The organism is Veillonellales bacterium (assembly GCA_039680175.1).
In the GTDB taxonomy this organism is placed as follows: domain Bacteria; phylum Bacillota; class Negativicutes; order JAAYSF01; family JAAYSF01; genus JBDKTO01.
Window position 1 is genome coordinate 65,577 of record JBDKTO010000021.1, and the last position, 12,946, is coordinate 78,522.

Annotated in this window: 11 protein-coding genes and 1 other annotated feature; all 11 genes read right to left on the reverse strand. The window is 43.0% G+C overall.

Going from position 1 to position 12,946, the window contains the following annotated elements:
* Positions 1 to 2 precede the first annotated feature (2 nt).
* The 11 genes from ABFC84_03425 to ABFC84_03475 all read right to left on the reverse strand — a co-directional run bounded on the left by ABFC84_03425 (position 3) and on the right by ABFC84_03475 (position 12,809).
* Complete coding sequence (locus ABFC84_03425; protein ID MEN6411802.1) at positions 3 to 1,298, reverse strand: phenylacetate--CoA ligase; 1,296 nt, start codon at positions 1,296 to 1,298, stop codon at positions 3 to 5.
* 67 nt (positions 1,299 to 1,365) lie between these two features.
* Positions 1,366 to 1,625: a binding site (T-box leader), on the reverse strand.
* 151 nt (positions 1,626 to 1,776) lie between these two features.
* On the reverse strand, positions 1,777 to 2,289 hold the full coding sequence (locus ABFC84_03430) for a DUF6143 family protein (protein MEN6411803.1): 513 nt from the start codon (positions 2,287 to 2,289) through the stop codon (positions 1,777 to 1,779).
* A 127-nt stretch (positions 2,290 to 2,416) separates the two neighbouring features.
* Positions 2,417 to 2,794, reverse strand: coding sequence for a MarR family transcriptional regulator (locus ABFC84_03435; GenBank protein ID MEN6411804.1), 378 nt, complete (start codon positions 2,792 to 2,794; stop codon positions 2,417 to 2,419).
* 87 nt (positions 2,795 to 2,881) lie between these two features.
* A complete protein-coding gene (locus ABFC84_03440) occupies positions 2,882 to 3,892 on the reverse strand; it encodes a nitroreductase family protein (protein MEN6411805.1) in 1,011 nt (336 codons plus the stop codon).
* 45 nt (positions 3,893 to 3,937) lie between these two features.
* Positions 3,938 to 5,032, reverse strand: coding sequence for a clostripain-related cysteine peptidase (locus ABFC84_03445; protein ID MEN6411806.1), 1,095 nt, complete (start codon positions 5,030 to 5,032; stop codon positions 3,938 to 3,940).
* Entirely contained in the window at positions 5,032 to 6,069 is a 1,038-nt protein-coding gene (locus tag ABFC84_03450; protein MEN6411807.1) for a hypothetical protein, read from the reverse strand. Before ABFC84_03450 ends, ABFC84_03445 begins: the two co-directional genes overlap by 1 nt.
* Positions 6,070 to 6,333: 264 nt before the next feature.
* Positions 6,334 to 7,260, reverse strand: coding sequence for a radical SAM protein (locus tag ABFC84_03455; protein ID MEN6411808.1), 927 nt, complete (start codon positions 7,258 to 7,260; stop codon positions 6,334 to 6,336).
* Positions 7,261 to 7,714: 454 nt separating this feature from the next.
* On the reverse strand, positions 7,715 to 8,479 hold the full coding sequence (locus tag ABFC84_03460; protein MEN6411809.1) for a GntR family transcriptional regulator: 765 nt from the start codon (positions 8,477 to 8,479) through the stop codon (positions 7,715 to 7,717).
* 61 nt (positions 8,480 to 8,540) lie between these two features.
* Positions 8,541 to 9,206 carry a hypothetical protein gene (locus tag ABFC84_03465; GenBank protein MEN6411810.1) on the reverse strand — a complete coding sequence of 222 codons (666 nt, stop codon included), beginning with the start codon at positions 9,204 to 9,206 and terminating at the stop codon, positions 8,541 to 8,543.
* On the reverse strand, positions 9,203 to 11,332 hold the full coding sequence (locus ABFC84_03470) for a hydantoinase/oxoprolinase family protein (GenBank protein ID MEN6411811.1): 2,130 nt from the start codon (positions 11,330 to 11,332) through the stop codon (positions 9,203 to 9,205). Before ABFC84_03470 ends, ABFC84_03465 begins: the two co-directional genes overlap by 4 nt.
* 175 nt (positions 11,333 to 11,507) lie before the next feature.
* The gene (locus tag ABFC84_03475; GenBank protein MEN6411812.1) at positions 11,508 to 12,809 is read right to left on the reverse strand and encodes a citrate transporter; all 1,302 of its coding nucleotides are present in this window, start codon (positions 12,807 to 12,809) and stop codon (positions 11,508 to 11,510) included.
* Between the last annotated feature and the right edge of the window lie 137 nt (positions 12,810 to 12,946).

Sequence of the window (12,946 nt, forward strand, 5' to 3'; positions counted from 1 at the left end):
CTTTATATTTTCCGCTTATCTATTACCCTTTTAGCCTTGCCTTCACTGCGCTCGATAGTTTTGTTCGATACCAATTTTACCTTACTGGAAATACCCAACAATTGACTCATCTTTTTCTGCAGTTTATGTTCTAATGTCTCAAGGCCGCGAACTTCATCCGTAAATACCGCTTCCGTAATTTCCACCATAATAGTCAATTTGTCAAGATTATCAATGCGCTCAATAATCAGTTGATAATGCGGTGCCATACCCATATCAAGCAGCACACTTTCGACCTGAGAGGGAAATACATTAACGCCCCCGATGATTAACATATCGTCGCTGCGCCCCATAACCTTCTGCATCCTTACCAGCGTTCTTCCGCAAGAGCAAGCTTCTCTGTTAAGCACCGTTAAATCCCTGGTTCGATAGCGAATAAGGGGCAGCCCCTCTTTCGTCAGCGTGGTAATAACCAATTCGCCTGTTTCTCCATCAGGTAAAACTTCTCCGGTTACAGGGTCAATAATTTCAGGATAGAAATGATCTTCATATATATGCATGCCGTCTTGCTCAGTACACTCGCATGCAACCCCCGGGCCAATAATTTCACTCAATCCATATATATCATAAGCCTTTATATTGAGCTGGCGCTGAATCTCCTGCCTCATTTGTTCCGACCACGGTTCCGCCCCAAAGATTCCAACCCGAAGCGGAAGTTCCCGACAATCAATGCCCGTCTCCCGCATCGTTTCGGCAATATGAAGGGCATAGGAAGGCGTACAGGCAAGAACACTCGTTCCAAAATCTTTCATTAAAGTAATCTGCCGTGCAGTATTGCCAACAGAAGTAGGAATAATCGATCCCCCTACTAACTCCGCGCCATAATGCACACCTAATGCACCGGTAAATAATCCATAGCCATACGCATTTTGAATAAATGATTTGCTCGTGACACCGACTGAAGTTAAAGCTCTCGCCATAACTTCAGCCCACATATTAAGGTCGCGTTTTGTATAACCAACAACAGTTGGCTTTCCGGTTGTGCCACTTGAAGCATGTATCCGGACAATCTCGCTCATCGGTAAAGCAAACAATCCATACGGGTAGTTATCCCGTAAATCCTGCTTTGTCGTAAAGGGTAATTTATGAATATCCTCTATCCCCCGGATATCTACAGGCAATAACCCGGCTGCCTGAAACTTCTGGCGATATGAAGGCACATGGGTGTAAACCCTTTGAACTAAATCACGCAGCGAAATTGATTGGATCTCCGTCATTTCTTCTCGGCTAAGCTTTTCAATATGATTATTCCAATACAAAACATAACCCCCTTATTCTTTAAATGGGAACAGACTCCTTCTTCCCAATAAAAAAAACTCCCATCCTGTAAAGGACGAGAGTTATCTCGCGGTACCACCTTTGTTATTCGCTAATGAACGAATCAACTTTATAGGTACGGGCAATTTGCCGATACCTTCCATCTATAACGTAATGGTTAACGGCGTCACCTACTATTTCAGCTTATACCAAAAATTCAGTTTCGCGACTCCAAGGAGAACTTCAGCCCATTTCTTGTACCGGCTTCTCAACCCCGCCGACTCTCTGTGACAATTCAAAAGCCTACTTTTCCTCTTCACCGTCATTTAATATTAAACGTGAATTTATTATAACAATAGTTTGTAAATATTTCAATAGGTCTTCTTCCGATCTTCTTAATTTTTTCGTATCTAATTTACTCCGATGCAATTTGTCTATAAACAAATGTACAAAAAACAGTATATGAAAGCCACCCATCGTCTAGCAGCGTTCTTCCCACCAGCCAAAAGCAACTCTGGCCTGAAGGCAACTAACTTCCTGCCCAATTAAAAATATAGTAAAAGATTCTCCCTCAGGAATAATATATTTTCCGTCTTCGTCCTGAGCAATCGTTGTTTTCGGAGCAACCTCTCTAGCAAAAGCATTTACCCCTCCCTCTGGCGAACATCGGACATCGTCGGCAAATATCAATTCTACCTCCGGCCTGGGACGCGGGCATATTGCCCTATTAGCTGGTGTTACCAAATCCGAGACAGTTTCTTTTCCATGCAATTCGGGATTAAACCAAATTTCCGCTAAAAAATCTGTATCGGACAAGTTTGTAATCGTAAATACATTAACATGTAATTTCACTTGAGAGCTGCATGGGTTAAATAATCCACACCACGCATTTTTGCCATTGCCGAAGTGCAGCAGCCCGCTTTGGCCAACAAAGTATCTTCCTTTACTTGATTCAAAGAGCGAAACCGGTATATTTACAACCCCTTTAGGCACTTCCGTTCCCCCTTACATATAACAATCTGATGTATTTCGCACTATATATGTATGAAGCCACAGGCCCAAGCGTGAGGAAAACCAAGCGTGTATGTACGCCCTTCAACAAAAAAGCCTAGACTTGTTTTCATGCTTCGATTTCATGCACAATTTTTCTTAGGAGCGCTGTAAACAATCTTTTTTCATCTTCTTCAAGGCACTTCGTCATCTTTAGTGCAAAATAATAATACCCCCTGCTCTCAATAGCCAAAATTTCTTTCCCCTTGTCTGTTAAGTAAATGTGGAATACTCGTAAATCTTTTTCGGACTGTTTCTTATAAACTAAATTGCGCTTAATTAACCTGTTAATTATATCCGTAATTGTAGACTTCTGAACATTAAACCTTTCTACTAACTGCTTAAATGTAAGGCCATCCATTTCCTTAATCGCGTGGAGATAATGCAATTGTGTGATTGTCAGGCTGAATAAATCTCCACTGACGGTTTCTTCTTTATATTTTCGCATGGACTGCCGCATCGTTTCCGATAAAACATCGATATATTTACAATAAGAGTTTCGGTTTCCATCCAACTTCCCCCGTATAATTTATATCTACATGGATTTTGTAATCACTATATTTGATAAAGGCATACGTAAGCTTACAGGTTGTGGGTATTCTTTAACATACCCTACCCGTACTATAAATTGTATACTCCCCGCATAATTAAGTTCCCTAGCAACTTCTGACCGCCAAGGTGCCTCTTCCAACACCTGAGTCATCGGATGAAACCCAATGCTTTTTTCATAGGCATGCAGCCAAGCTGACTGAAACACTCTCCCCGCATTTATCAGTTCGGCTACAGTCGAACCATTGCTTCTAACAACGAGCCACCCGGCACAATTTTGCACCTGATCCGCAGCTAATTTTATTGTCTCACTTCTGAATTTCTGACTTAATACATCTTTTTTATCGAGGAAGTGCTTTGCATACCAGCAGACAATACCTTTCATTTCCATGCTCTCGGGGGTAAGGCCATTATAGTATTCTTTTGCTTCCCGCTCATTCCAGCGAATCCATTCGGCTAGCTCTTGCTGCGCATCTTCTCGCTTCGCTTGAGTCATATTGGCCTGCAAGGTAGCTTGGCTCAAATACGACCCTTCTTTGGAATTCAGCGGATAATATAAAACTGAGTTTCGATGAATCCCCGCCAAATCTTTTATATCCTCGTCCTTAATTGGGGCTTTAGATAGGTCCTTTCTTACTGTCCTCCTTCCTCTTATCGATTTATCGGAGAGATTTGTCTCATTCCCTTTCGTCAACCTTATTTCAGCAATTTCAGAACTAAAATTATCTTTTCCCGTAATCTTGACTTCTGCTTCATAGCCTTGTATTCGCGCCGCTACAGACAAATTTTCAATAAAAGTTCCTAGTGACAAGATCATTTCCCGATTCTCAGGATCAACGGCCGATAACCATCGCCTTCTATCTGATCCTATTACCCATCGTTTCGGTTCTTTTATTGTTATCGTCCAAGGCTGCGTATTGTGGCCACTGGGAGCAAGCGTCGCCAAATATAATATCTGAATTTCAGTTTCGCTTAAGCCATTTAATTTTTGCGGCATATCTCCCCGATAGCAAAAACATCATCTTGTACCGGTATGAACTTTTCAGGGACAGCCTGCCCCTTTTAATACCTCCAGCCATTTATTATTGCTGGCAAAAGATAATATATCGTAATACGTTTGAAATTTCAAATATTGCGCCGGGTTATTCGGCAGATAAATGTATGGGCCTATGCTATGATTCTTGACAAGTTTATTGAAAGCTGGATATTCAACAATCTTTTCCAGGACATTTTCAATTTGCCTGCAGCATGTATCCGCTTTAGAAAAAATCATATCGATTTGATTTACCAAATCCCGCAAACGAATAAGTGCTGAAGGCTTACAATATATACTTGGTAGTCTGTTCATTAAATTATTATCTAGCGCTAGAATTGTTAATTCATTCATTAACTCTTTCAGCACTATAAAATGCTCCGGTGCAAGCGATATAGCAAAAAGATCAACTTGCCCCGCGTATTTGCTATTAATAGATTGAACAATCTTCCTAATTGACTTCTTGACCATAAGACGATTAGACGTATCGTTTACCAATAAATTAATAATTTCATAGCAAGGCAATCCTCCTATGGGTGGATTTTCTTCGTCCAAGATCAAAAAATCTACCGGATGACCTGCCAATATGGCGATTTCATACCACACTTCCACCAAATTCATATAACAGGTATCAAATAATAAGATGTCAATAGTGCTTCCGGTTTGCGCGTGAAAGTATGATAAGGCCTGGGCAAATTCTTTAATACTTATTAAATCTAAAGTTTTCTCAGAGACATCCATCATTAACCCAACAAAACCGGCACTATGACCAGACATGATCAGTATAACGTGGTCAGTGGCAAACTGGGAATATCCCCACAACAAAAACTCAATAAATGTTTGCTGCTTTCCCATATTCACGCAGCCAAGGCACTCCGTTAAGACCATTGCGCCATTTTTGCTAATGTAACGCCGAGTCCCGCCCCACTCAGCTGAATTATCGTCGCGCCGTCGTTTGCCAAACTGTACCGCAACATTTATATTAGGGCAAATTTCTGCGTTTTGTATAAGTTCAAACTGCTTCGATAAAAAAGGTTCTAAATCATTGTTTCCAGCAAAATATATCAGAACGGCCCATTGATTTGTTGGCAGCATAGTATCCATTAAAAAAACCAATTCACACCCCTTGTAGCATTAATAAATCTAACCTCCGACTCATCCGTGGTACAAACTACTGTTGTTCCGGAATTACCTTGATTATCCGAAAAATTTATCGCGAATGTGACAGTATCCTCAATATCATTTCTCGTCATCATATATGATCCGCGATAACTATTCCCGCCGGTTGAAGCTACTGTACCGCTTTGATTATTAATCGTAACACTAATATTTGATATTTCGGCTTTAGCGGTAAAATCCAAAAATACTGTGTCCCCAGGATACGCCAAACCGGAAGCTGCATTACTAGATTTTATACTGACCTCAATTAACTTGGGTGCTTCAATATACGTGTTATTATTGACATCGATCGGATCATACTGATTGGAAAAGTACCAGCTTATTATGGAATGCTTTTCCGAGAAAGAACCCGTTCCTGCGGTAAATCCGGCAAATATGTTGCACGGCAGCATGCTGCTGGTTAAATCTATATTAGCCGTCAATATAGCACTGGACGGACGAACAGTTGAATTGTTTATTCTGACTTCCAGAATTGGATTGTTATAATCGATCCATGCATAATACAAACTGCCATTTGCCAGCGTAAACCCAGCTGTTGTTAGGTTGTACGAAGTAATAGAAACAAGGCTGCCATCCACGTCTATACCGGCATGATTATCATTGATATCGTTATAACCGGCATTTCTGGCTGTGTCAAATTCCACAGCGATACTGGGACGAATACCTGAATATCCGAGCGCCCCGCCCAAAGCCCCGAGTGCTGTTTGGGACTGTCCCTGGATTGTAAGCGTCATTCCATCTCCATGGTCAAAGGCAGAACGAATAATATTAAAAGTAAAAAACGTGCTAAATGACATGCGGCTGGGTAGAGGGATGCTATTCATATAAAAGGCACTGCCCTTTAACCATGCAGTATCGGAAGTAAGAACCAGCTGGCGGCTTTGACTGGCTGCGCTGCCATTTAGCTGCAGCAAGGATGCGTCAGAAAAGTCATCATATTTAAGAAATACAACTTTTTGCATAGAGCATTCTCCTTTATAACTAGATTCTCCAATATACTATGCTGACCGTCTAAATAGATCCATTCAAACGAAAAAGCCCCAAACCTTGTCTTGTGAAGGTTTGGGGCCAGTTTGCATGTTACCAATGATAACTTATGTCAAATTTATATTGCTGCATCGTTAGCGGCCGGGTGCCAACAACTTCAATTAGGTTGTTGTTTTCACCTGCCATTTTTATTGAGCAGCGTTCCCAAGAGACCGCTGCTATGGAAACAACACACCATTCTACAAATCTATCATTTCGGGTTTATAGCCGTCAGGCAATTCTTCTTCCTGTAAAAATTTGAAGTTGTCGTCATTCAGTATTGGTATAAATATTTCGTATGGAATCATCGAGAACTCACAGGCATAATTACTGGCGCCGAACCACATCCCCGCTTTGCTGCTCAAATTTAAACCTCTGGCAAACTTTGTGTAGTTTGAGCAGTCATGAACTGCTACATCCCAGTTTTCCTTATCCGCTATTTTCATGAATTTCAAAGTCAATTCCCGACTCCAAATGGGAGATATATAGCCATGCCGGGAAATATACATATTTTCCCCATAATAATTGTTGATGTTATTTTCATTTAAATGCAATTCTGCGCAATTAATAAAATCGAGTTTTGTCGCCAGGATCGCTTGCTTTTTCTTAAAAAATGTTTCGAAAAACTCAGGGGTCATCGGCGTTTCAATACCGACATTTTTAATATATTTTTTCGCTGCTCCAATATTTGCAATTACGTTGTCCGAGCAATCAGAAGCACCCAGGTTGAACCGAATTTCGTCAAGACCGGCTGCACCTAATGCTTTTAAGGTCTCTTCTGTAGCTAACGTGCCATTTGTGTATAAGTGCTGATAAATTTGAGCATCACTAAATTTCTTGATAATGGAATAGTATTTTTCAATTTCCATAAAAGGCTCTAAATAAACGTAGGAAATGCCCGTTGGTTTTTGATAAATGGAAAGCAGCAAATCAATATCTTTCTCGTAAAATTTCGTGCCGCCGATGTCCCATAGTTCTTCTCCAACAGGACGAGTATCTTCCAGTTCGCCATAATTATAACAAAACTTACACGCCAAATTACATTTGTTCGTTTTCCTAACTGCACTCAAACCGGTACCCAGCAGGCAGGAACGACACCCTCTCGGAAACTTGCTTTCATTTCCCACAAAAAAAGTCCGATTCGCCAACGTTTTTAAATTTCTAATTTCCGCCATCAACGTGTCATTTCTATGATCAATCGCTGCCTCAATTTGCGCAAAGGTAGAATAAATGATTTCTTCATGTTTTATACTAATCTTCTCTTCCTCCGGCATTTGTGAAAAAAAATCAAACCAGATCAACGCGTCTTGCTTTGAAATTTTCATAACATATCCGCCTATCTACATAATCTAATGCTTCACATGATTCGTCCAGTGTGAATAACATAATAAATTATACTGGGTTACGCAGCCGTTTTCAACAACGCCGCCAGGAATGATACCGTCAACTCCGTCCCCAAAATGTCCGGAAACGGAAAAAGATTTAAACAAAATCCTTTTCAATAATTGGCACCGCTCTTTAATTCTACCCCGAGCAGGATTGCGAATCAACAGAACCGTCCCCGTGATTCCAGTTTCTAGTTTACTCCCTGTTTGCTTTTAAGGTTTGCAGATAATCGGCCGCCCATAGTGGACTTGAATACCCGTGATTGCCGTCGCTCTTAAACAAATAAGGGTATTTTTTAAGCACAAGCTTTTCTTCCCGATCTAACTTTCTCAAATGGAAATGGAAAATATTACACATCAATTCTGTGTCCCGCGCCTGCAATGCCGTAATCAGCGCGCTATGCTGGCGTAAAATTTCCTGCTGGCAAGTGCCGCAGGTCAGCAAACGCATGCGTCGGTAATGCCCCCCCACATTTTGAACTGCTTGCAGGCAGAACAGTTTGTCTGTCACAGTATAAAATATCTGATGGAATCCTTCATCTAGCCAGAGAAAGCGACGGATATCCACATCCTTTTGACCGCAAAGTTCCTGCTGCTGACGCAGTCCCTCGTTCAACAAGGTAATATCGGATGGCGTATGGCAGGCCATGAACAGTTTCATTACCTCTTCCTCTACAGACAGGCGCAAAAAGCATTCTTGCTCCACACGCGAAAGATCAATTTGAGAAATCATCGTGCCACGTTGTGGCAATAGGGTCACAAGTCCCTCCTGATCCAGCCGCATGAGAGCGTCCCTCACGGGTGAACGGCCAATTTGAAAATGTTCGCAGATATCTTTGATGCTCATAATGGCACCAGGCTGTAAGTATAGTTCCACAATAGCGCGGCGCAATACAGAGTACACCTCGCCATCAGTCAAAATCGGGTTTTTTAAAGACTCCAATTGTTCGTCGTACTGCAATAATAGCTCTCCTTTTGGTTGAGATAGCATTTGGCACTATAGGCGAAACTTTACCTTTATTTTATAAATTCGGCAGCAAAAAGTCAATTGATACCAAGCTTAATGCTATCAATAAATAACGTTCATAGATACAGGGTGAATAGGAAACACCCGCCATACATTTGGAGAAATGTACCGCCCCTACCTCCGACGCGCCGCTTAGTCCGCGTTTATAGGGAAAGATTCCTAGAAATCTGCGCTCCATCATGCTGCTGCGCGTATAAATACCAGGAGTCTCCTCCTCCAGAGCGTGAAAAATTTCATGAAACACAGCAATACGAATAATATCCTCTTCGGGAGTAAAAACTTCCAATCCATTTTCCCTAATGAATTTTCTTATGAGCAACAGTGTACTGTCATTTAAGGTAATTGTCCGAATAGCCGGCTCGTATAGCCCCATATACAAGTATGGCTCCCGCAAATCTTCGGCAGTATGCACCAGTTTTATATTCATTGCCGCTAAAAGTGCTTGCGGTGAAAGCTGACCATACCGTGCCGCGACACTCTGCGCCATGTCGGCAGCGGTTTGCATCGCACTGTCAATAACTGTAGACTCCTCCTCACGGCTGAGTCTGCAGCCGCAAATATCACTTTTAAGTGTACGTTGGTACCATACGGCGTCGGAGCATTCCAATGCCATCTGCACAGCCTGCCGCCGTGCTTCCGTATCATACTTCGCCGGCATCATGATAACTCATTGCGGGCCAGCACCAAAATCAGTTCATCCTCCGGTGCCTGGTCGCATAGCTCAGCTTCAATCAGACCGGAAACTTGAGTAAACTCGGGAATGCCGGAATAATCCATCACCCGCGAACCGGCTATAACGTATACATCTGGATTGATACGCACTTCCCTGGAAAAGTTGCTGGTAGTGTCCCACATCCTTTTAAGGGTGTCGGCAGCATCTTTCATGGTGGTACATTCTACAAAACCATTAGCCCGCTGAATCTTAATAAAGCCTTTTTTATCGATAACCCGCACCGGTGATTTGTCATTCTTTTGGGCTGTTGCCACAAAGATAAAGCCGTTAGAAGCAGCCAGTTTCACTTCACTCTTAACAATACCAATCGATTCTGCAGCAATATCAATGGCCTCTTCCTCGCTGCAATTTTTCATTAGGTCGGTGGTTTTTACTTCGGTCGAGCCCATGGCAATCGCAGTCACCTTCTGGGCTTGTTCATCAATCTCAATATATATCTCAATGCTGTCTTCCACCGCACCGCTATTCATGGCAAGTTCCTTAGCCTCTTTTTTCAGTTGGGCAATATCGGCTGCAGTCGGACTGGAAATAGTTCTTTCCACCATCTCACGCACCATGGCCAGCGCCACACCGATGGAAGATATTACTTCAGCGTTTTTAGGAATTTGGTATTTAAAACCCAGCATGTTGGCCGTAAAGGTCAAGAGGGTACCTGCGCCGCCTCCGGCACCAACAAGTACAATCTGTTCACGCTCAATTTTATATTTGGTAATCAGATCTTCAATGACAAGTATAATCTTTTCACAGGACTTTGTCAGGATGGCTTTGGCGGTTTCTTCAATGGACATGCCCACTTCGTCGGCTAAAAGCTGCATGGCTTTGTAGCTTGATTCGTAGTTGCCGCGTGCGTAATCGTCTTTCTCAAGAATACCCAGTACATTTGCCGCACAGGTGTTGGTGATCGCTACGCTCTCACCGTTGTTCAGCTTGATAACCACATAATCGGCCGGGTCATTTTCACGGGGCTTTATATGATACAGTGTCGCCCCGTCAAACAGCTCAGGAGCTGTAAAGCAGGCATAACCCACACCGGCAATATGTGCAGAACGTGGTCCTACATCAATAACCGCACCCTTTTTGGCACGTACCATGCTTCCCCCCGCAACACCTAACACGCGTACATCAAGGCTATTTACATAGGTGCGATGCCCACCTATGATGGAATAATCGACAGTCGGGCGTCCATTCTTGATGACGCCGATGTTGGTGGACGTACCGCCTACCTCAAAATAAATACCATTTGAAGCGCGCAAGTACATCAAAGCACCGATAACACTAGCCGCAGGACCAGATAACATTGTCAGAATCGGGCGTTTTTTCATCTCACCGATTTCCATAACACCGCCATCGCCACGCATAATCATCAAGGGAACGTTGATGTTAGCAGCTCGGACGCTCTCTTCTGTAGAATTGGCAGTTTCCAGCATTTTCGGCAGAATGGAAGCGTTCAAGGCGGCAGTGCGGGTACGCGTCGTCAAACCGTACAGTTTGGTAATATCCGACGCCATACTGCAAGGAATACCCTGTTTTTCTGCTTCCTCAGCCACAAGACGTTCTTCTTTCATGTTGTCGACGCCAAAAGCCTTACTGGCAACAATGACGCGATCTCCCTGATCAACCAGCTCTTTGATGGTATCCCGGACCTTTTCCCGCGTCATTTCCTTTGTTTTTAAATAAGTATGGTCAATCTTGATAAACTTGCCGGTACCAAGGTCGATATCTTTAATTCTAGTCTGCCTTTTGGCAAGGTAGCCCTCAATCCAATCTCCGCCCATACCAATCACGCCTACGCGAGCCACATCTCCCTCCAAAAGAGCATTGGTGGCTTGTGTGGTGCTGTGTGCGATAAAGATAATCTCTTCGGGCTTAATGTCATTCTCGGCAAGACATTTCTCAAATGCCTCCACAACACCTGCGGCCACACCTCGCTCACTGCGATGAGTAGTCATAACCGAACCTTTGCCCAGAATTTCGTTTGTATTGTTATCAATGGCGACAGCTTTGGTGTGAGTGCCGCCCACATCAATCCCGATGCGAATTGCTCTGTTACTCATAAATATAATCCTCCGATATGTTTTGGCATCCCGGACTTTCCAGCCAAAGAATAATGCTGAAACTGACAACCCTGCCGGTATGTCTGCTACAAGCCCAAATGTCATTATTATTTCGTGCTTGAAAAAAGCCGGCCAGCCTGTCTATATGGTCTGAACCGGCTCCGTGTATTGCTGATTAACTATTTCCAACCATAACAAAAGCCAGTATCTCAACAATGATCAAAATCAACCATGCCCAAGGCAGGTTTGTTTTAATATATTGTTGTGGTTCCACCTTTGCATAGCTCAACCCCCACATGCTCCACGACTGAGTCGGACAGGCACTGGCCACAATGGCAACAGGGGGAATGAGGAATAAAGCAAATAAGAACTGCTCACTGAAAAGCCCCATCGCCTGAAAGATGGAAACCAAGGCAATGCCTGAGCCCCAAATCATCAATGGCCCGCGGAAGAGTGCCAGCGGCGCTAGGATGCAGAAACCGGCCACAATAACAGTTGGCGTAGTAGGAATAAATCCGCCGAGCATATGTTGTAAGATAGGAGAAACCTGCTTTGCAGCAGCTTGGAAAATATTTACACCATATAGCATACCAATCAAAAGTCCGCTGTCCGCGATGCCATCATACAAGGTTTTTTGGATTTTTTCCACTGCCAATGTGTAAGAACCCATATTGTGGGTTAAGAGTAAGCCTAAGAAAATACCCAGCATGAACGCCGGCACCGGCATCCATTTGAAAAATGCCACCATTATAATGGGTATGAAGGGCACGATCATGCAGTAAAAGCTAAGACCAACTGTTTTGCCCTCCTGCATCTGCGGAGCGGTGCTTGCCGCCCAGGCACGGGCTCTGCCGCCTTTTTGAGCACGAAGATAATTGAAGGTAATAAATGCTAACATCACGACAACATGCACGATAGTTGCGATCACTGCAAAATGGATGTAGGTATCATCATATTTTATAGTTTTAAACACAGCAAAGAATTGACTCACATAAGCAATATTAAGATACATACCGGCCGCAACGGCAAGTAAGTAAGAACCTAACGCCGTTTTTTTATCCACACCTAAGGAGAACAAGATAGGCAGAACAATCATACCGATTGCCATAACAGAACCAACACCGAACGCACTGGTAAAAATCAAGGCACAGACACTACATAAGAGTAAGGCGGTAGTGAGGGGTTTGTCACCGGCCAGTTCAACGGTTTTCTTGATGATATAGCCCGCAATCCCAGTATCAACAAGGATGCGCCCAAACCATGCACCAAATACGATAATAGCAATTGTGGCACCGTAACTTTCTACAGATTTCTGAAAAACATCTGTTACAACAATATGGATCGGCACCTGACCAATAAAACACCAAAGGATAGAACTTACGATAAAGCCGACAAGTAAATTTCCGCCCTTCATACAATAGTAGATCAGAATCAAAAATGTGATGAGCAATAAAATACCAGCAATCATATCAAACATTACTTTATTCCTCCCTTTTAATTCGAAGTATCCCTCCCTATTTGCCACCCCCTGCAGCAAGATTCAAACTTCATATAAACAAATGTCTGACCTGCTGCTTGCCAAGAAGCGCCCTCCTTCCCCAAATTTATTTTTTC

What these genes read in the sequence shown, in the direction of transcription:
- ABFC84_03435 (MEN6411804.1), bottom strand. Translation starts at nt 2,794, where the DNA reads ATGCGAAAATATAAAGAAGAAACCGTCAGTGGAGATTTATTCAGCCTG.
- ABFC84_03440 (MEN6411805.1), bottom strand. Translation starts at nt 3,892, where the DNA reads ATGCCGCAAAAATTAAATGGCTTAAGCGAAACTGAAATTCAGATATTA.
- ABFC84_03445 (MEN6411806.1), bottom strand. Translation starts at nt 5,032, where the DNA reads ATGGATACTATGCTGCCAACAAATCAATGGGCCGTTCTGATATATTTT.
- ABFC84_03450 (MEN6411807.1), bottom strand. Translation starts at nt 6,069, where the DNA reads ATGCAAAAAGTTGTATTTCTTAAATATGATGACTTTTCTGACGCATCC.
- ABFC84_03465 (MEN6411810.1), bottom strand. Translation starts at nt 9,206, where the DNA reads ATGATGCCGGCGAAGTATGATACGGAAGCACGGCGGCAGGCTGTGCAG.
- ABFC84_03470 (MEN6411811.1), bottom strand. Translation starts at nt 11,332, where the DNA reads ATGAGTAACAGAGCAATTCGCATCGGGATTGATGTGGGCGGCACTCAC.
- ABFC84_03475 (MEN6411812.1), bottom strand. Translation starts at nt 12,809, where the DNA reads ATGTTTGATATGATTGCTGGTATTTTATTGCTCATCACATTTTTGATT.